The organism is Micromonospora pisi, assembly GCF_003633685.1.
In the GTDB taxonomy this organism is placed as follows: domain Bacteria; phylum Actinomycetota; class Actinomycetes; order Mycobacteriales; family Micromonosporaceae; genus Micromonospora_G; species Micromonospora_G pisi.
The window spans coordinates 190,056-208,666 of the sequence record NZ_RBKT01000001.1; the positions used below are offsets into that span (position 1 = coordinate 190,056).

13 protein-coding genes are annotated in these 18,611 nt (G+C 70.4%); 5 read left to right on the forward strand and 8 right to left on the reverse strand.

Translation table 11 applies throughout. From position 1 onward, the window contains the following. The first annotated feature begins 14 nt into the window (after nucleotides 1–14). Nucleotides 15–1,292, forward strand: coding sequence for an MFS transporter (locus BDK92_RS00810; protein WP_425462203.1), 1,278 nt, complete (start codon nucleotides 15–17; stop codon nucleotides 1,290–1,292). Nucleotides 1,293–1,421: 129 nt separating this feature from the next. On the opposite strand, the gene BDK92_RS00815 is transcribed toward BDK92_RS00810, so the two are convergent. After that, on the reverse strand, nucleotides 1,422–2,480 hold the full coding sequence (locus BDK92_RS00815) for a hypothetical protein (RefSeq protein WP_246016703.1): 1,059 nt from the start codon (nucleotides 2,478–2,480) through the stop codon (nucleotides 1,422–1,424). Between the two features lie 175 nt (nucleotides 2,481–2,655). Continuing rightward, nucleotides 2,656–4,155: an MFS transporter gene (locus BDK92_RS00820; RefSeq protein WP_246016704.1), complete on the reverse strand. Its 1,500-nt coding sequence runs from the start codon at nucleotides 4,153–4,155 to the stop codon at nucleotides 2,656–2,658. 122 nt (nucleotides 4,156–4,277) lie between these two features. Here BDK92_RS00820 and BDK92_RS00825 point away from each other — a divergent pair, with 122 nt between their 5' ends. Next, a complete protein-coding gene (locus BDK92_RS00825; RefSeq protein WP_121161442.1) occupies nucleotides 4,278–4,922 on the forward strand; it encodes a TetR/AcrR family transcriptional regulator in 645 nt (214 codons plus the stop codon). A gap of 43 nt (nucleotides 4,923–4,965) precedes the next feature. On the opposite strand, the gene BDK92_RS00830 is transcribed toward BDK92_RS00825, so the two are convergent. After that, on the reverse strand, nucleotides 4,966–5,997 hold the full coding sequence (locus BDK92_RS00830; protein WP_121161444.1) for an NAD(P)H-dependent flavin oxidoreductase: 1,032 nt from the start codon (nucleotides 5,995–5,997) through the stop codon (nucleotides 4,966–4,968). Nucleotides 5,998–6,318: 321 nt separating this feature from the next. On the opposite strand from BDK92_RS00830, the gene BDK92_RS00835 reads away from it, so the two are divergent. Further along, the gene (locus tag BDK92_RS00835) at nucleotides 6,319–8,379 is read left to right on the forward strand and encodes a glycosyl hydrolase family 28-related protein (RefSeq protein WP_121153647.1); all 2,061 of its coding nucleotides are present in this window, start codon (nucleotides 6,319–6,321) and stop codon (nucleotides 8,377–8,379) included. Between the two features lie 144 nt (nucleotides 8,380–8,523). On the opposite strand, the gene BDK92_RS00840 is transcribed toward BDK92_RS00835, so the two are convergent. Both BDK92_RS00840 and BDK92_RS00845 read right to left on the reverse strand, forming a co-directional pair. After that, a complete protein-coding gene (locus BDK92_RS00840; RefSeq protein WP_121153649.1) occupies nucleotides 8,524–9,741 on the reverse strand; it encodes an SGNH/GDSL hydrolase family protein in 1,218 nt (405 codons plus the stop codon). Nucleotides 9,742–9,801: 60 nt separating this feature from the next. Then, complete coding sequence (locus BDK92_RS00845; RefSeq protein WP_121153651.1) at nucleotides 9,802–11,235, reverse strand: endo-1,4-beta-xylanase; 1,434 nt, start codon at nucleotides 11,233–11,235, stop codon at nucleotides 9,802–9,804. Nucleotides 11,236–11,947: 712 nt separating this feature from the next. On the opposite strand from BDK92_RS00845, the gene BDK92_RS00850 reads away from it, so the two are divergent. Beyond that, nucleotides 11,948–12,145: a hypothetical protein gene (locus BDK92_RS00850; protein ID WP_121161446.1), complete on the forward strand. Its 198-nt coding sequence runs from the start codon at nucleotides 11,948–11,950 to the stop codon at nucleotides 12,143–12,145. 93 nt (nucleotides 12,146–12,238) lie between these two features. On the opposite strand, the gene ahcY is transcribed toward BDK92_RS00850, so the two are convergent. Together ahcY and BDK92_RS00860 are read right to left on the reverse strand one after the other, a co-directional pair. Beyond that, nucleotides 12,239–13,699, reverse strand: a complete 1,461-nt coding sequence (gene ahcY / locus BDK92_RS00855) for an adenosylhomocysteinase (protein ID WP_121153653.1) — start codon at nucleotides 13,697–13,699, stop codon at nucleotides 12,239–12,241. A gap of 245 nt (nucleotides 13,700–13,944) precedes the next feature. Then, the gene (locus BDK92_RS00860; protein WP_121153655.1) at nucleotides 13,945–16,755 is read right to left on the reverse strand and encodes a helix-turn-helix transcriptional regulator; all 2,811 of its coding nucleotides are present in this window, start codon (nucleotides 16,753–16,755) and stop codon (nucleotides 13,945–13,947) included. Nucleotides 16,756–17,052: 297 nt separating this feature from the next. On the opposite strand from BDK92_RS00860, the gene BDK92_RS00865 reads away from it, so the two are divergent. Next, nucleotides 17,053–17,799 carry a class I SAM-dependent methyltransferase gene (locus tag BDK92_RS00865; protein ID WP_121153657.1) on the forward strand — a complete coding sequence of 249 codons (747 nt, stop codon included), beginning with the start codon at nucleotides 17,053–17,055 and terminating at the stop codon, nucleotides 17,797–17,799. A 104-nt stretch (nucleotides 17,800–17,903) separates the two neighbouring features. Here BDK92_RS00865 and BDK92_RS00870 read toward each other — a convergent pair whose 3' ends face one another. Next, entirely contained in the window at nucleotides 17,904–18,479 is a 576-nt protein-coding gene (locus BDK92_RS00870) for a TetR/AcrR family transcriptional regulator (protein ID WP_121153659.1), read from the reverse strand. Nucleotides 18,480–18,611: the final 132 nt, after the last annotated feature.

An 18,611-nucleotide genomic window follows, 5' to 3' on the forward strand; every position in this document is an offset into this window, starting at 1 on the left:
AAGGAGCCCCACCCGTGAGCCCGATCAAGACATCACCGCCCGAGCGCGTCCCAGCACCAACCCGGCAGATCGTCGCCGCCCGTACCGCCGTCGCCTTCGTCTTCGCGCTCAACGGTCTGGCCGTCGCGACCTGGTTCGCCCGGGTACCGGCCGCCCGCGAGGGGCTCGGACTCAGCTCCGGACAGCTTGGCCTGCTTCTGCTCGCGATGTCGTGCGGCGCCATCCTCGCCATGGTGACCGCCGGTGCGGTGGTGCACCGCGCCGGTTCACCGCGTACCGCGGCCGGCTCCACCACCCTCATCACCGTCGGCCTGCTGCTGGTCGGCGTCGGCATCGGGGTGTGGTCGTCGGTCCCGCTGGTGGCCGTCGGACTCGCCGCGATCGGTTACGGTTCCGGCCTCACCGATGTCGCCATCAACGTGGAGGCGGCGCTGGTGGAACGGCGACTCGGCCGGACGATCATGCCGCGCTTCCACGCCGCCTGGAGTCTCGGCACCGTCTCCGGCGCCGCACTCGGCGCGGGCAGCGCCCAGATCGGCGTTCCCGTCCTGGCCCACCTGACGATCGTCGCCCTCGTCGTACTGCTCGGCACCCTGTGGTCGGTTCGGTCCTTCCTGACCGCCCGGACCGACGGACGGCTCGAGGAGAACCCGGCCACGGCCGGCCCGGCTCAGGGCAGCGGCGTCCTCCAGGCGTGGCGCGAACCGCGTACGCTCCTCGTCGGTCTGCTGGTACTGGTCGTGGCGTTCACCGAGGGGACCGCCAACGACTGGGTCGCGGTCGCGTTCATCGACGGACACGACATCAGCGAGGCGGCCGGGGCCGCCGTCTTCGGCATCTTCGTGGCCGCCATGACGGTGGGCCGGACCACCGGCACGATCGCGCTCGACCGGTGGGGCCGGGTACCGGTGCTCTTCGCCACGCTCGCGCTGGCCATCGTCGGCGTGACGATTGCCGTACTCGCCCCCTCCCAGCCGGTGGCACTGGCCGGGGTGGCGCTCTGGGGACTCGGCGCGTCGCTCGGCTTCCCGGTGGGGATGAGTGCCGCCGCCGACGACGAGGACCGGGCGCCGGCGCGGGTGAGCGTCGTCGCGACGGTCGGCTACACCGCGTTCCTCGCCGGGCCACCGGCCGTCGGTTTCCTCGGTGACCACGTGGGCACCCTGCGGGCGCTGCTGATCGTGCCGATCCTGCTGGTGCCGGCACTGGCCCTGGTGCCGGTGACCCGGCCGCCGGTCGGCACCCGTCAAGCGGGTCCGGCGGTGCACGCGGGCGACCCCGCACCACTGTGACCTGTGGAGCACCGCCCGACCCGCGCACACGTCCGACCTGCGACACGACCGGTCGCGCGGCCGGGCGCGCGCCGTCCGGGTGGGACGGTACGCGCCCGGCCGCCGCGAGCGCGGTCCGGTTCGTAATGGTCAGTCGACGACCGGCGGCGCCGTCCTGGCCGCAGCCTTCAGCGCCGCCGCCTCACTGACGTACGGGTTGTAGGTGTACGCGCGGGACGGGCTGCCGGGCACGGTGAAGTACTCGACGGAGAGCTTGGCCGGGTCGGTGGCGATCTCGCCCCGGCCGGGCGCGTCGTCGCCGTCGTCCCAGCCCCACGGCGCGTTCGCGGAGTTGGTCGAGCACTCCCAGGTGCCGACACCACAGTTGTCGGTGTTGTCCCCGGCGAAGGTGCCGAGGTTGGCGAAGAGGCTCGCGTTGGCCCGCTGCGCCCACAGGCCGCCGGAGGCGAAGACGTCGATCAACTGGTAGCGCACGTCCCGGTCGTCACCGTTGCTCGGCGTCTCCGCCACGGTCGACGGGTAGTACACGATGCCGTCACCGTTGATGTTGTACTGCGGGTACGCCTTCAGCCCGTGCCCCTGCGCCTCCTGGGCGGTCACCGGGTGCGAGAACGAGTCGTGCGGCGACGACTGGAACTGCAACGTACCGTCGACGTTCTCCCGACCACCCGACCAGGTGCTCCCCGCCGGGGTGTAGGAGTAGAAGCTGGTGTGTGCCACGGTGACGGCGGAGCGGAGGACCCCGTACGTGGACCCGTCCCGCTCGATCGCGAACAGCACGCCCTCGCCGTCGTTCTCGTGTTCGGTCTCGAAGAACGGGTGGTCGGTCCAGTCGCGCGGGTGGAAGAACAGGTACGTGATGTACCAGTGGGTGCTGGTCTCCACCACGGAGTAGTAGCCGGCCGCAGCGAGCGAGACACCGGCCGCTCCGGTGCGGTCCCAGTTGTTGCGCCCATTGAGGTCGCCGTCGAAGTCGACCCGGGTGATGTAGTCGGACCGGCCGCCGAGTGCGTGACTTCCGGTGGCGTCGACGTCCTGGTAGTGGATCGGCGCCCAGCGCAACGCCAGCTCCGCCCGGCTGACCGCGGCGACCGCCGGTGTGGGCACCGCGAGCCCCACGGTCACGAGTGCCGCGGCCAGCGTGGCCGCGGCCAGGGATCGCCCGGCGAACCTGCTTCTGTCGAACATGTCTACTCCCCATCCGGTCTGGATGAACCGCAGGGAATCCTTCTGGCCCACGGCGCCCGGCACGTGTCCGGCGAGCGAAGAGAGAATAGATGTACGTCAACGGATTGTGTGCCCTGGCGGGTCTGGTAGAGCACGTAGAGCGGCGTCGGCGCACTGGAGGCGGCCAGGAACGAGATCACCGTGACCGGGTCAGCCCGTCGGAGCGGGGAATGTCCAGTCCCGCCGCCCCGAGCACCTCGTCGACCTCGACCTGTGCCGCCGTGAGCGTGCCGCGTCGGCCGCCGGGGAGCCCGAAGGCGACGAGTGCGGCGCCGAGGGCCGCCCCGACTGCGGCGATCGCCAGGATGATCACGTACTGCGACTCGTGCGGGAGTGGAACCGGGGTGCCGTCGATGAGGTTTCGGGTCAGCAGGGTCACCACCAGGGCGCTGGCCACCGAGCCACCGATCGAGCGGGCGATCGAGTTGACACTGTTGGCGATGCCGGTCTCGGCGAGCCCGACGTGCTCGACCAGGAGCGCCGGCAGGGCGGCGTAGCCGAAGGTGACGGCGGTGTTGACGGCGAAGGAGCCGACGATCACCTGCCAACTCGCGGAGTGCAGCACGACGAGGGAGAGGAACCCGAGCCCCGCCAGCAGAAGCGAGACGACCAACGTGGTTCGGGCGCCGTACCGGGCCACGAGTCGGCCACCGAGCGGGGCGGTGACGATGCCGGCGGCGGCGCCGGGCAGCAGGTAGACCACGCTCGCGGCGAGCACGGTGGATCCGAAGCCGTATCCGGCCAGCGCGTGCGGTGCCTGGACGAAGCTGGAGACGGTGAGGAAGACGACGAAGAGGGAGATGCCCAGGAACAGGCCGGCGAGGTTCGCGACGACCAACGGCCGGTGGGTGAGCATCCGGACGCTCACCAGCGGGTGGGTGAGCCGACGTTCGAACAGTACGAAGATCGTGAACGCCAGGACGGCGCCGACCAGCGAGCCGATCACCCGAGCCGAGCCCCAACCCCAGTTGTTGCCCTGGGCCAGGGGCATGAGCAGGAGTACCAGCGCGACACCGAGGATGCCCGCGCCGGCCCAGTCGGTGCTGCCCTCGGCGGCCGGCCGACGGCGCGGTACGGCGAACAGGACGCCGACGATCCCGATCACGCTGAGCACGGTGGCGAGCCAGAAGACCCGGTGGTAGTCGGCGCCGTCGCGGGTGAGCAGTCCGGTGGCGACAAGTCCGAAGCCGGCGCCGATGGCGAGCGTGCCGCTGACGATGGCCATCGCGCCGGTGAGCCGCTGCGGTGGCAGTTCGTCGCGGAGCACACCGATGCCCAGCGGGAAGAGGGCGAAGGACGAGCCCTGGAGGACCCGGGCGAGCAGGAGCAGCGGCAGGTTGTCGGTGGTGGCGGCGAGCACCGAGCCGACCAGGACCACGGCGAGTACGGCGAGCAGAACCAGGCGGCGGCCACGCAGGTCGCCGAGCCGGCCGAGGATCGGGGTGAGTACGGCGGCTGCCAGCAGGTTGGCGGTCACCACCCAGCTGGTGGCGTTGGCGGTGGAGTGCAGCGACGCGGTGATGTTGGCGAGTACCGGCACGACCAGGGATTGCAGGGCGGCGACCAGCAGTACGCCGTACGCGACGACGGGTAGTACGAGACGGGGGAAGCGTGACCCGTCGGAGGCGCTCATCATGTCGGGTTCTCTTTCGGCTGTGGGAAGCACGAACGTAGGCCCGACGGTCCTCGTTTTTCAACACCGTGTCGATTATTCTCGTCGTGACGTCGATCACCACCGACGGTGGGTATAGTGGCGGCATGCCAGCTTCCGGGAGCCGTCGTGGGCCGACCAAGGGTGATCAACGCGAACGGGCGCTGCTCGACGCGGCGCGGACCGTGCTGCGACAGAAGCCACTCGCACAGGTGACGATCGACGAACTCGCCGCCGCCGCCGGCATCGCCCGTTCCGGCTTCTACTTCTACTTCGAGTCCAAGCAGGCCCTGCTCGCCGCACTCTGCGAGAGCACGCTCGGCACGAGCGAGGAAGAACTCGCGGAGTGGGTCGAGGCGGACGGCATCGACCGGGACGCGCTACGCCGCGGAATGGCGCGCGCCCTCGATCGCTGGCGGATCGACGGCCGGTGGCTGTGCGAGGCGTTCGTCAACCCGTTCCCCGGGCCGGAGATCCTCCAGGTCCGGGAGCGGGTCACCGCCAACGGCTGCACCGCGGTCAACCGTCGCATCGAGCGCGACATCCGGGCCGGTGTCACCGTGTTGGGTGACCCCACCCTGCTCTCCATGATGGTGGTGAAGCTGAGGATGATCATGTTCGCGCACGCCTTCACCAACCCCGACGAACAGACCGACGACGCCCTGCTGGACTCGCTCACCGAGGCCACCCTGCGACTGCTCTACGGCACCCTGCCGGCGCGGGCGGACGCGGCCGCAACCGCCTCGGCCTGAGGCGGCCACGGCGCCCGCCCGGACCCCGGCCGGGGCGCGGAGGTCAGAGCGCGGAGGCCAATGCCGTGACGACGTCCCGGGCCGGGCCGGCGGGCGCCCGCCGGTAACCGGTGCCGGCCCAGAGATGGGCGCGGTCGGTGTCCCCGGCCGCCACAGCGGCCGCCCGGAGGGGACGGGTCAGGTGATGCACCGCCGGGTAGCCCAACGGGGCACCGGCCTGGTGACGGTCGACGAACCCGTTGCGCAGCGCCCGGGCCGGGCGCCCGGTGAAGGCGTGGGTCATCACGGTCTCGGTGAACGCCGGGTCGACGAGCGCGTCCTTGTGCGGCTGACTCGCCCCACTCTCGTCCGTACGCAGGAGCAGGGTCCCGACCATGACGGCGCTCGCTCCCGCGCCGATCAGGTCGCGCACCTGCCGAGCTTCGGTCACTCCCCCGGCCACCACCACCGGCAGCCCGGTCGCCCGAACGACCTGACCGGTCAGGCGCTCCAGCGTCACCGGCGTCGCCGGCTCCCCCGGCGTGTGCGTGCCGCTGTGTCCCCCGGCGTCAGCCCCCTGGGCCACGAGGCCGTCGACGCCCTGTTCCCGCGCGGCCCGCGCCTCGGCCTCGTTGGTCACGGTGACGAGAACCCGGGAGCCGGCCCGTCGCAGGGCGGACACCACCGCCTTCCCGGGCAGACCGAAGGTGAAGCTCACCACCGGCACGGGGTCCTGGAGCAACAGGTCGATCTTGTCGTTCCAGTGGTCGTCGTCGACGACCGGGTCGGCGGCGAGTTCGATGCCGTAGGGCCGGGCCTCGGCGGCCAGATCCCGGGCGTAGCGACGGAACGCGTCCACGTCGATCGGCACGGCGTTCGGTACGAACACGTTCACCCCGAACGGGATCGCGTGCCGACGGAGCTGGTCCATCTCGGTCCGCATCGCCTCGGGGGTCTTGTAACCGGCGGCCAGGAAGGCAAAGCCGCCGGCGCTCGTGACGGCCGCCACCAGTGCCGGCACGCCCGGGCCCCCGGCCATCGGCGCGGCGACGACCGGCAGCTCACTGCCGAGTAGCTCACCCCAGACGCTGGTCATGACGGTCATTCTGCCGTGACCCCGGGAGCCGGATCCGGCGCGGGTCCCCGGCCCACCAGTGTCCGCCCGAGAAGGACGCCATCGGTTCCAACTACCCGGGACGACAAGATCCGTCCAGATCAGTGTTTTGAATGTCGACAATGGTCCCGAAATACACGACAAAGCCACGCTTGAATATTGACAGAATTCTGCAATAACATGACCGAGTCTAGCTCTGTTTCGAGCCTGTGAACTCAGCGTGACGATCCTGAAGCGACACGGGGGACGCTCCGCCTTCGAGCGTCAGCACACGTCACCGTCCCGAGAGAAACGAGTCATTCGATGTCACGGAGCATCATCGAAGTCACGGCGAGGCGGGCCACGCGTCCGGCACGCTGGGCCGCCGCGGGGACCGCGTTGGCCCTCACCCTCCTCGTCGCCGGGGGCGCCGGCACGGCGTACGCCGCCACGAAGACCCAGCACGGCCCGGCCCCGGTGGTGACCCGCGCCGGCCTCGACCCTTCGCTCGTCACCGGCCGTGGGGCGGCCGTCGACTTCCTGGAGCAGGAGGCGGAGAACGCGCGGACGAACGGGACGGTGATCGGGCCGGACCGGGCGGCGTACACGCTGCCGTCCGAGGCGTCCGGCCGCCGGGCGGTCAAGCTGACCCCGGGGCAGTACGTCGAGTTCACGCTCCCCAGGACGGCGAACGCGATCACCGTCCGCTACAGCATCCCGGACGCGCCGAATGGCGGCGGCATCACCGCCCCGCTCCACGTCACGGTCAACGGCGGGTCGAAGAAAACCATGACCCTCACCTCGCAGTACGCCTGGCTGTACAACCAGTACCCGTTCACCAACGACCCCAACGCCGACCTGCTGCACCCCGACTGGTGGATCACCGAGTGCGCCTGCGTACCGGCGGCGACCACGCCGGCCCCGACGATCAGCAAGCCGTTCCGCCCCATGCACTTCTACGACGAGCAGCGCCTCCTGCTCGGTCAGACCTACCGGGCCGGTGACCGGGTACGGCTGAGCGTCCCGCCGGGCAGCAACGCCGCGTGGACCGTCATCGACCTGCTCGACTCGCAGCTCGTGGCCCCGCCTCGGGTACGGCTGATCGCGGCGAACGTCCTGGCGTTCGGCGCGGATCCCACCGGCCGCCGCGACTCCGCCGCCGCGTTCGACAAGGCGATCGCCTTCGCCAAGCTCACCCACCTCAAGGTCTACGTCCCGCCGGGGACCTACCAGGTGAACCGCCACATCATCGTGGACGACGTGACGATCGAGGGCGCCGGCAACTGGTACACGATCATCAAGGGCCGGGAGGTAGCCCTCGACCCACCGGCTCCGGACGGGTCGGTGCACACCGGCGTCGGTTTCTACGGCAGGGACGCCTCGGCCGGTGGCAGCGACAACGTCCACCTCTCCGGCTTCGCGATCGAGGGTGACGTACGCGAGCGGATCGACACCGACCAGGTGAACGGCATCGGCGGCGCGATGAGCAACTCGACCATCGACGGCCTGCACATCCGCCACACCAAGGTCGGCCTCTGGTTCGACGGGCCGATGACCAACGTCCGGGTGACGAACAACGTCATCGTCGACCAGATCGCGGACGCGCTCAACTTCCACATCGGCGTCACGAACTCGGTGGTCTCGAACAACTTCGTCCGCAACACCGGTGACGACGGCCTCGCCATGTGGTCCGAGACGACCTCGAACGCCAACAACACGTTCGACCACAACACCGTGCAGACGCCGACGCTCGCGAACGGCATCGCGATCTACGGTGGCAGGGACAACACCGTCTCGAACAACCTCGTCGCCGACCCGATCCGCGAGGGCAGCGGCATCCACGCCGGGTCCCGTTTCGGTGCCGAGGCGTTCACCGGACATCTGCGGATCACGAACAACACCGTGGTCCGAGCCGGCACGTACGAGCTGAACTGGAACATCGGCCTGGGCGCCATCTGGATCTACGCCCTGGACAAGAGCATCGAGGCGGACATCCAGGTGGTCGGGGACCACTACCTCGACAGCACGTACAACGCGATCATGATGGTCAGCGAGTGGTCCGTGAAGGACCTCTACTCGATCAGCGGCGTCCGCTTCAAGGACATCCGCGTCGACGGTACGGGCACCTCGGTGCTGAGCGCCCGGGTGGCCGGCTCCGCCTCCTTCGAGAACGTCGACGCCCGCAACATCGGCGCGGTCGGCATCAACAACTGCGGGTCGTTCCACTTCACGCCGGCCGGCTCGGAGTTCTCCGTGACCGATCTCGGCGGCAATGACGGCGGCGGCACCACCGGCCCCTGGCTCGCCGCGTGGGAGTTGCCGAACACGATCACCTGCGACGACCGGCCCCCGGTCGTCGTACCGCCGGCACCGGCGCCGTGGTGACCCCTGGGACGCCGAGGCGTTGATTCGCCCGCACGACGACGGCGGAGGCCGGGCCCTACCGAACCGCGAACTCGCGGAGACGGCAGTGGTCCGGCCTCCGGCCGTATCAACACCTGGTCAGGCCGAGGAGTCCGATCCGGACAACTACTGGAAACCGAAATGGGACGGCAGCGGCTCCCGATCGAACAGCCGCAGCGGTACCGCGTCCGCCAACGCCCGGTAACCGGTCGGACTCAGGTGCAGGTGGTCCCCGTCGTCGTACGCGCCCACCAGCCGGCGCGGGTCGCCGGGATCACGGACCACCCGGTCGAAGTCGAGGAGATCGTCGAACCGGCCGCTGGTGCGGATCCAGTCGTTGACCCGCTGGCGGGCCCGCTCGCGCAGACCGGCCGGGTCGTCGTAGGCGCCGTTGCCGCCGAACGGCAGGAGTGTCGCGCCGTAGACCCGGATGCCGTGCGCGTGGGCCCGGACGACAAGCTGGTCGTACGCGGTGACGAGGTCGTCGGCCACCCGCCTCTGCGCCGCCTCGGTTGCCTCGGCGGTGCCGATGTCGTTGACGCCCTCGAACACGACCAGCCGCCGGACCCCGCTCTGTGCCAGTACGTCGCGATCGAGCCGGGCCAGGGCACTGGGGCCGAGCCCGTCGGTGAGGACCCGGTTACCTCCGGCGGCCTGGTTCAGGATCGCCACCCCGCGACCGCCGGGGTGGGATCCGAGCCGGCGCAGCAACTGGTCGGGCCAGCGGTTGTTCGTGTTCGTGGTGGAACCCCGGCCGTCGGTGAGGGAGTCACCCAGCAGCACAGCCGCCGAGGTGCCGTCGCCGGACCACACCTCGACGCCGCTGAGCAGGTACCAGTGGTCCGTCGGCGTGGCCGCCGGCAGTTCGGCGGCGGTGACGTGGTTGCCGGCGAGGAGGTACGAGGTGGTTCTGGAGCCGGGATGTGAGGTGACCTCGTTCGTCGCCTGGCCCTCGGCCAGGTAGACGGTGATGGTGAGGTTCGTCAGTGGTGCGAGGTCGAAGCTCAGCGGGTCGGAGACGACCTGTGCCCCGACCGGTACCACCATGGACGGCTGACCGGAGAACGTCACCGATCGGGACGTCGCCGCCTGGATCCCGCTGACACCCGCTCGCCCACCGGTCGGTAGTGCGACCGAGACGGCGGTGATCGGCAGCGCGGCCCCGCCGAAGGCGTTGGAGAGGCGTACCCGCAGGTGGCGCCCGCCGACCGAGACGAACACGGTCTGCCGCAGAGTGGTGTCGACGAAGACCGCGTCGTCCCCGGTGAACGGCGCGGGCGGCAGGTTCTCCGGTTCCGTCAACTGCGGCATCGATACCCAGGTGTGCACCCAGTGGCCGGTCATGCTCGGCACCCCGGTCGCCCCGGTGCGGGAGGCCAGCCCTTCCGCACCGGGGCTCGGGGTTCAGCTCGCGGTGCAGCTGGGCGTCATGCCCGTCGCGCTGCCCGTGCCCTGGAAGCCGAACTCAGTGGTCTGCCCGGCGGTGAGCCGGCCGTTGTAGCTCACATTGCGGAACTGGACGCTGCCGCTGTTACCGCTCGCGGTCGCGCTCCAGGTGTTGGTGACCGTCGCTCCGGCGGGCAGGGTGGCGGTCACCGTCCAGCCGTTCGTACCCGAGGAGCCGGCCGTCACCCGGATCGTGGCGACGAACCCACCCGTCCACGAGTTGAGCGAGACCGACGCGGAGCAGCCGGCGCCGCCGGGCGGCGGAGTGGTGGTCGGCGGCGGGGTGGTGGTCGGCGGCGGCGGGGTGGTGGTGGTCGGCGGGGTCGGCGGGGTGGTGATCGGGTTGCCGCCACTGTTGAGGGCGTTCAGGGTCGAGGTGTACGCGGCCTTCTTGTTGCCGCTGCCGTCGAAGAGCAGTGGCGTGCCGCTGGCCCGCCACGAGTCGGTGTCGCGGATGCCCCACACCGTGATGCCGGTGCACCGGGTGACGGCGAGGCACGCCTGCACCACCCGGCCGAAGTTGTTGGCCTGGGTGGTGCCGGAGCCCTCGATGTCCAGCTCGGTGATCTGTACGTCGACGCCGAGGTTCGCGAACCGCTGCAGGTTCGCCTGGTAGTCGTTGGGAACCGGGCTCTGGGCGTTGAAGTGGGACTGGAACCCGACGCAGTCGATCGGCACGCCGCGCGACCTGAAGTCCTGGACCATCGCGTAGACGGCGTTGCTCTTCGCGTTCTGGCCGTCGGTGTTGTAGTCGTTGTAGCAGAGCTTGGCACCCGGGTCGGCGGCCCGAGCGGCGCGGAACGCCGCCTCGATCCAGTCGTTCCCGGTCCGCTGCAGGTTCGAGTCACGCCGGCCGCCACCGCCGCCGTCGGCGAACGCCTCGTTCACCACGTCCCAGGCGGAGATCTTGCCCCGGTAGTAGGTCGCCACCTGGGTCACGTGGTTGAGCATCGCGTTGCGCAGCGCGGTGCCGCTCATGTTCTGTGCCCAGCCGGGCTGTTGCGAGTGCCAGGCCAACGCGTGGCCGCGTACCTGCTGGCCGTTGGCGCGCGCACTGTTGACGATGCGGTCCGCGTTGGCGTAGTTGAACTGGTTCTGCGACGGCTCGGTCGCGTCCCACTTCATCTCGTTCTCGGCGGTGACACTGTTGAACTCGCGGTTCAGGATGCCCACGTACGTGGAGTCGGAGAGCTTGTTCGCCGCCACGGCGGTGCCGAAGTAGCGTCCCTTCTCCGCGGCCGACGCACCGAGCGTCGTACCGGCGCTGGCGTTCGGCGTGAAGGCGATCATCGTGCCGACGACGAGGGATCCCGCCGCGGTGAGCACCAGCGCCAGGCGCGGCCATGACCTCGCGCGGGCCGGTTGGCCGGGGCGAGCCGATTTGTCGCTCATCTCTGTTGCCTCTCGGACGGTTTGGGGAAGGAGATGGTTGTCGAAGCCGAAGGCATCGGGGCTGAGCGCGACGGGTCGACAGGGGACGGATCCGAGATCGCCGGCCCTGCCCAGCTCGTAGCGGTGCCCACGCCCGGAAAGGCGACCGACTACGGCGTTGACCTGGCGTCTCCTGAACCGCCCAGAAACACGACCCGCACAGGCAGCGCCACCCGCCTGGCACATCACCTTCTGGATCTCGTGCAAAAATTTGCGCAGGTCGATGTTAGCGGAAAGTTTCCGGAAGTATCAATGGCGGGACGCCGACGACCACCGAGGGACCGGTGCGTGACCCGACACGACGTCCCCCCTGCAAGCGGCCACGCGTGGCCACGGGTAACGACCACGGCCGACGACCTGGTGTCGGGTGTCACCACACATCCGGCCCAGCCAGAAGGCTCGCCCTTCCGGGGCGTTACCGGTAACTTCCGGCATCGATCGTCCGAGCCCGGCACCCGCGACCGGCACGTCCCGGGAGACCCGTTCCAACGGCTGCCGGATCGTGGTCAACGCGGGGTCGGTCTCGCCATACTGTGAGCGCTCACAGGAGCCAGCCCTTCCTTGACGTACGACCTCGCCCCGACCAGACCGTCGCGCCGGACCAGAGTGACTCACCGATCCCCCTCCCACCTGCCCACAGCCTCTGACCTGGGGATACGGTCTGGTCATGGAAATCGCCGCCATTCTGCGCGGTGGCCCCGGGGACAGTCAGTCCGTGGTGGCCACCGGACGCCAGGTGGTCTGGCGATCATGCCTCTACGAGATGACGTCCGATCGGGTCATGCGCGGCGGCGGCGAAGGACGGGTGTACGAGCACCGCCCGGACTGCTGCGAACCGTTCGGGCGGGGCGCGGAGGACAGGTGCGAGTGACCGCCGTCAACCGCCCGGGAAGAACTCGGCGCCCTGGACGTACAGGCTCCGGAAGCCGCTCTTGACGGCTCCCGGAGCCCGGTCGCCCATGCGTCAGTAGCGGTAGTGGTCGGGCTTGTAGGGGCCCTCGATGTCGAGTCCGAGGTATTCGGCCTGCTTCTTCGTCAGGGTGGTGAGACGTACGCCGAGCGCGTCCAGGTGCAGCCGGGCGACCTTCTCGTCCAGGTGCTTCGGCAGCGTGTAGACCTCGTTGCGGTACTGGTCGGGCTTGGTGAACAACTCGATCTGGGCCATCGCCTGGTTGGTGAAGGAGTTGGACATGACGAAGCTCGGGTGGCCGGTGGCGTTACCGAGGTTCATCAGCCGCCCCTCGGAGAGCACGATGACCGAGTGCCCGTCGGGGAAACGCCACTCGTGCACCTGCGGCTTGATCTCGACCCGCTCGATCCCCGGCACCCGGGCCAGCCCGGCCATGTCGATCTCGGTGTCGAAGTGGCCGACGTTGCCGACGATCGCGTTGTGCTTCATCCTCGCCATCTGCTCGGCCATGATGATGTCCGGACCGCCGGTCGTGGTGATGAAGATGTCGCCGGTGGAGACGACGTCCTCCAGCTCAACCACCTGGAGGCCCTCCATAGCGGCCTGGAGTGCGCAGATCGGATCGATCTCGGTGACCACCACCCGGGCGCCCTGGCCGCGCAGTGACTCCACCGCCCCCTTGCCCACGTCGCCGTAGCCGCAGACGACGGCGAGCTTGCCGCCGAGCATCACGTCGGTGGCACGGTTGAGGCCGTCGGCGAGCGAGTGCCGGATCCCGTACTTGTTGTCGAACTTGCTCTTGGTCACCGAGTCGTTGACGTTGATGGCAGGGAAGAGCAGCTTGCCCTCACGGGCGAACCGGTAGAGGCGGTTGACGCCGGCGGTGGTCTCCTCCGTGACGCCCCGCAACTGCTCGGCGATCCGGGTGAAGCGCTGGCCGTCGGCGGCGAGGCTCTCGGCGAGCGTACGCAGGATGATCTGGTATTCCTCGTGGTCGTCCTCGTCCGGCTGCGGTACGGCACCGGCCTTCTCGTACTCCACGCCCTTGTGTACGAGCAGCGTGGCGTCGCCACCGTCGTCGACGATCATGTTGGGGCCCTGGCCGTCGCCGAAGTCGAACAGGCGCATGGTGCACCACCAGTACTCCTCCAGCGTCTCGCCCTTCCAGGCGAACACCGGCGTACCGCTGGGCCGCTCGACCGTGCCGTTCGGGCCGACGACGACCGCCGCGGCGGCCTCGTCCTGGGTGGAGAAGATGTTGCACGAGACCCAGCGGACCTGGGCGCCGAGCGCGACCAGGGTCTCGATCAGCACCGCGGTCTGGACCGTCATGTGCAGGGACCCCGCGACCCGTGCGCCACGCAGGGGTTGGGCGTCGGCGAACTCCCGCCGGATCGCCATCAGGCCCGGCATCTCGTGTTCGGCCAGGCGCATCTGGTGCCGTCCCGCCGCGGCGAGCGACAGGTCCGCGACCGCGAAGTCGACGCCGTTGATCTCTTGCAGTCGTGCGTTCATGGATTCCTCTTCCGTACTGCCCGGAGTGCATGGGTTCTCGGTCGGGTGGGATCCGACCGGTACGGCGCCGCGGTGGGTGTGGCCCACGGCGCGGCAGGAGGTGACCTGAAAAAGGGCACCTCCTGCTCGGAGGCGCCCTTGTCACTGGCCGCAGGTCGAGCGTGGCGGATGGGATCCGTCGCAGCGCCTCTCGACCCGGGCCGCGCCCCGAGGGACGCACGGGAAGCATAGCGCGCACGCCGCGCTCAGGACATCACGCGCACCAGGTCGGTACGGGATCGGATACCGAGCCGGCTGAAGATGTTGCGCATGTGGTGGTCGACCGTACGGGTGGAGAGGAAGAGCCGGGCTGCCACCTCCCGGTTCGTGGCGCCCTCGGCGACCAGCCGGGCGATCTGCAACTGTTGCGCGGTCAGCGCCCCGGTCAGCGCCACCGGCGACGCCTCGACGGTCTCCCCGGCCGCCCGCAGTTCCGCGCTGGCCTGCGCCGCCCAGTACGCCGACCCCAGGTGCACGAACGTCTGCCACGCGGTGTGCAGGTGCTCCCGCGCGTCCCGGGGTCGGCGGCTGCGCCGCAGTTCCCGGCCGAAGAGCAGTTCCGTACGCGCCCGCTCGAACTTCGACCCGGTCGCCGGATGGAGCAGCAGCGCGGTCCGGAATCCCTCCTCGGCCGCCGCGCTGCCCCGAGGCGCGAGCAGGGCGTGGCACCGGGCGGAGAGGGCCCGACGGGCGGGGCTGCCGGTGTCGCCGACCCAGCGGTCGAAGATCGCCAACGCGGCGTACCCGGGCGACGGGTCGCTGCCTCGGGCGGCGGCCTCGACCAGGTACGGCATGGCCATCATCTGGACCAGGATCTGCCCGCGCCCGGTCGCCGGGTCGGCGAGCGCGGCCAGCCGGGCCAGTGCGTCGTCGCAGCGACCGGCGGCGAGTTCCAGCACGCCGAGCGCCCACTGGGCCAGTGCCCGGGGGCGGGTGTCGCCCACCGGCGCGTCGCCGATCTGTGCGACCCGTCGGATGCAGGAGGGCTGGTCGCCGCCGATGGCGGCGAAGACCGCCAGCAGGCCGAGGTGGGCAGCGGCGCAGTTGCGCTGGCCGGTCTCCCAGGCGGTGCGGTACCCCTCGTGGGCGGTCGCCGCCGCGTCCTCGTCCGGGCCGAGCCAGTATTCGGCGCACGCCCGTAGCTCCAGCACCCGGGGCAGCAGGGCGATCTGCCCGGTGGCGCGGGCCAGTTCGACCGCGCGGCCGGCTGCCCGGTGTGCGGCCTGGTCGTCGGCGAGCAGCAGGCTGTCGGCGCTCGCCACGGCGAGTGCCGCCGCGTCGTCGAGCCGGGTGGCGAGGTCGACGACGCGACGCAGCGGCGGCACCGCCCGACGGTGGTCGCCGCGGAGCATGGCGCCGAATCCGTCGAGGTGGGCGCGCATCAGCTCGGTGACCGGTGAGCCGTCGCGGTGACGCAGGGCCGTGGCGCGGCGGGCGAGGTCGGCGAAGCGGTGGTCGGCGCCGACGAAAGTGGCCGCCTCGCCGGCGCGTACCAGGGCGGTGAGGGCGAGATCCGTGCGCTCACCGGTGAGGAGGTCGGCGGCGGCGAGCAGCATGTCGATCGCGGCGCTGGCCGACCCGGAGCGCAACTCCATCTCACCACGGAGCAGCGCCACCGGTCCGCGCAGTTCGGGGCCGACGGTGACGGTCGCCGTGGGTGGTCGCGGAATGAGCGAGTCCGGCGGCGCCGACCCGGCTGGCTTCGCGGCGCCGCCGCCGAGTTCGCCGAGGAGTTCACGGGCGCGGTACGGCGAGCCGGCCAGCCACGCGTAGCGGGCGGCGGTGAGCAGCCGGCTTGCCACGCGGAAGGGTTCCGTGGTCAGTCGGGCGGCCCGTTCGAGCGCGTGCGACGCGGCGAGGTAGCCGTCGGGTCCACTGGCGGCGGCCCGTTCCAGCTCGGCGGCGAGGCCGGGATCGGGTTCGGTGGCCGCGGCGGCGAGGTGCAGCGCGCGTCGGAGCCGGTCCCGCTCGCCGTCGAGAACACCGGCGAGCCTCAGGTGACCGGTACGGCGCTGCGCCAGCGGCGCCTCGTCGTGCACGATCGCCCGGACCAGCGGGTGGGCGAAGTGGACCCGCTGGTCCCCGACCCGTACCAGTCCGGACACCTCGGCGGGAGTGAGGGCGTCGACGCCGGTTCCGGACGCCTGTGCGGCCCGGACCAACGTGGACGCGTCGAGTTCGTGGTCGAGCGCGGCCAGCAGGAGCAGCCATCTGGTCTCCGGCGCGAGGGTGGCCAGCCGGCGACGGTAGCCCTGGCGCAGCACGCTGTCCGGCCCGAGCGCGGTGGGCGGCGGCTGGTCACCGCGACGCTGTGCCGGGGTGAGTGCACCGGCCAGGTCCGTGAGGGCCTGCGGGTTGCCGGCGGCGAGTCGGGCGAGCGCGGCGGCGACGCCGTCGGGCAGGGGTTCGTCGAGCAGGTCGGCGAGGAGGTCGGTGCTGCTGGCCCGGTCCAGGCCGGGCAGGTGCCGGGACCCGATGCCATCGAGCACGGTGTCCGGGGCGGCGGCGAAGAGGACGGCGACGGGTTGGCCGTGCAGTCGGCGCGCGGCGAAGGAGAGCGCGTCGAGCGAGGGGCGGTCGAGTAGTTCGACGTCGTCGATGGTGCAGAGCACCGGGCGGTCCCGGCCGGCGGTGACAAGCAGTGCGCGTACCGCCATGGCGAGGGCGAAGCGATCCGATGGTGGGCAGTCGCCGCCGGCGAGGGCCCGACCCAGCACCCGGGCGAGCGAGGCGGGCAGGGCGGCGACCTGGTCGAGCAGCGGCTCGACCAGTCGCTGCAGTCCGGCGTACGGCAGCCCCGTCTCGTCGGCGAGCCCGGCGACGGCCAGGATGGTGAAACTCGGTGCGGTCGCCCGCGCGTCGGCCAGCAGGGCGCTCCTGCCGATTCCCGGGGGGCCGTGCAGGGCCAGCGCCGCACCACTGCCCCCGGCCGTCTCCCGAAGCAGTTCGGCCACTGCCCGCCGTTCGGCGTCCCGGCCACGAAGGAAGGTTATTTGCACTGCCGATGCAGTAACCATGGGCTCAGTGTTACCTATCGGTAATCACTTGGAAAGAGCCTGGTGACGCGAGGGTCGAGTGTTCCCGGTCCGTCGACGAGGCGGAGATCGCGCACCAGGCGTCGGGAACGAGGAACGGCCTCCCCCTGTGGAGCTGGTGGTTATTCGGTTGGCGCGGACCACGGCCCTGGGTAACCTGACCCTCCCTGATCCGACGTCCGAAGTGGGTGCATTTGATGCCGGTGCGCAGCGTTCTGATCCGAACCGACCAGCGCCAGCCCGAGCTCACTCACCCCATGGACGTCAGGAGTCACAGAAATGGACCTTCCACGTAGTTTCACCATTCGCGAGGGCGACCTCCGCATCCTCAACCCGTACTCGCCGGAGAAGCTGGCCACGCTCGGCCAGGTCATCCGCCTCCGCCCGGGAATGTCGATGCTCGACCTCGCCTGCGGCAAGGGCGAAATGCTCTGCACCTGGGCCCGCGACCACGGCATCCGTGGCACCGGGGTCGACATCAGCACCGCCTTCCTCGAAGCGGCACGGGCACGGGCGGCCGCGCTCGGCGTCGCCGACCGGGTCGGCTTCGTCCATGCCGACGCGGCGACGTTCGTCGCCGACGAACCGGTCGACCTGGCCACCTGCATCGGCGCCACCTGGATCGGCGGCGGCGTCACGGGCACCCTCGACGTTCTCGACCGCAGCCTCCGCCCCGGCGGGATGCTGCTCGTCGGCGAGCCGTACTGGCGGCTCGACCCACCCGACCAGGAAACCGTCGAGGCGTGCTACGCCCGGTCGAAGGACGAGTTCCAGAGCCTGCCCGACCTCGTACGCCTCTTCGGCGATCGCGGGTGGGACCTGGTCGAGATGGTGCTGGCGAACCAGGACAGTTGGGACCGGTACGCGGCCGCGCACTGGCTCAACCTCCGTACCTGGCTCGACGACAACCCGGAGGACGAACTCGCGGCGGAACTGCGGCGGGAACTGACGGATGATCCGGCGCGCTACGTCCGCTACGTCCGCGAATACCTTGGCTGGGGAGTCTTCGCCCTGATCAAACGCTAAGCGGTCGACCAGAAGTCTTGTCCGTAACCCTCGGTAGCCAGGGCGCCGCGGTGGTCTGAAGTCCGCCCAACCGGTGTCGATCCGATGGTCATGGCCGCGCCCCGTCACCCTTGCGGGGCGCGGTCCTGGACGATACGGCTGACGGCGGTGACGACAGCAGCCCGCAGTTGCTGCCACCGTTCGGCCGACCACGGTCCACCACTGTCCGTAATCTGGAGCCCCAGCGGGGTGAGTACATGGACGTGATGGATGGCCCAGATCACGGCGTAGAGGTCGGCGTGCGCGAGTGACTGGTCGATCTGGGCGGTGGTCAGCGAGTCGAGGGCCTGCCGGTAGTAGTCGAGTTCCGGCTCGGTAGGCGCGGGCCGTTCCAGTTGACGCCACAGGGTTAGGCGCACCCGGTCGGGGTCGGAGGCGTAGTAGTCGAAGATTGCGCCAGCGAACCGCGGAAGGTCCTCCCAGGAAGCCGGCAGGCTCTCGCGGCTGAACTCCAGGCGTGCGACGACCACCTGGTCGAAGAGATCTTCCTTCTTGCCGAAGTGCTCGTAGATCGCGCGCTTGTTGGCCTTCGCGTTCTCGGCGATCCGGTCGACACGGGCGCCGGCCAGGCCATAGGCGGCGAACTCCCGGTAGGCCGCCTCAAGAATGCGCTCTTTGGTCGCGCTGGAGTCGTAGACCACGTGAGCAGTGTAACGAACGAACTAGTTCGTAATCCACGTGAGGGCGTGTGTATGGTTGGCGAACTAGTTCGTTCGCTTTCCGGCCGCGCCCCGGCGGCCGATCAGATAGGAAGTGGTTCTTTTGTCCGCGTT

What these genes read in the sequence shown, in the direction of transcription:
- BDK92_RS00820 (WP_246016704.1), bottom strand. Translation starts at nt 4,155, where the DNA reads ATGATGAGCGCCTCCGACGGGTCACGCTTCCCCCGTCTCGTACTACCC.
- BDK92_RS00845 (WP_121153651.1), bottom strand. Translation starts at nt 11,235, where the DNA reads ATGAGCGACAAATCGGCTCGCCCCGGCCAACCGGCCCGCGCGAGGTCA.
- BDK92_RS00860 (WP_121153655.1), bottom strand. Translation starts at nt 16,755, where the DNA reads ATGGTTACTGCATCGGCAGTGCAAATAACCTTCCTTCGTGGCCGGGAC.
- BDK92_RS00815 (WP_246016703.1), bottom strand. Translation starts at nt 2,480, where the DNA reads ATGTTCGACAGAAGCAGGTTCGCCGGGCGATCCCTGGCCGCGGCCACG.
- BDK92_RS00835 (WP_121153647.1), top strand. Translation starts at nt 6,319, where the DNA reads ATGTCACGGAGCATCATCGAAGTCACGGCGAGGCGGGCCACGCGTCCG.
- BDK92_RS00825 (WP_121161442.1), top strand. Translation starts at nt 4,278, where the DNA reads ATGCCAGCTTCCGGGAGCCGTCGTGGGCCGACCAAGGGTGATCAACGC.
- BDK92_RS00840 (WP_121153649.1), bottom strand. Translation starts at nt 9,741, where the DNA reads ATGACCGGCCACTGGGTGCACACCTGGGTATCGATGCCGCAGTTGACG.
- BDK92_RS00830 (WP_121161444.1), bottom strand. Translation starts at nt 5,997, where the DNA reads ATGACCAGCGTCTGGGGTGAGCTACTCGGCAGTGAGCTGCCGGTCGTC.
- ahcY (WP_121153653.1), bottom strand. Translation starts at nt 13,699, where the DNA reads ATGAACGCACGACTGCAAGAGATCAACGGCGTCGACTTCGCGGTCGCG.
- BDK92_RS00865 (WP_121153657.1), top strand. Translation starts at nt 17,053, where the DNA reads ATGGACCTTCCACGTAGTTTCACCATTCGCGAGGGCGACCTCCGCATC.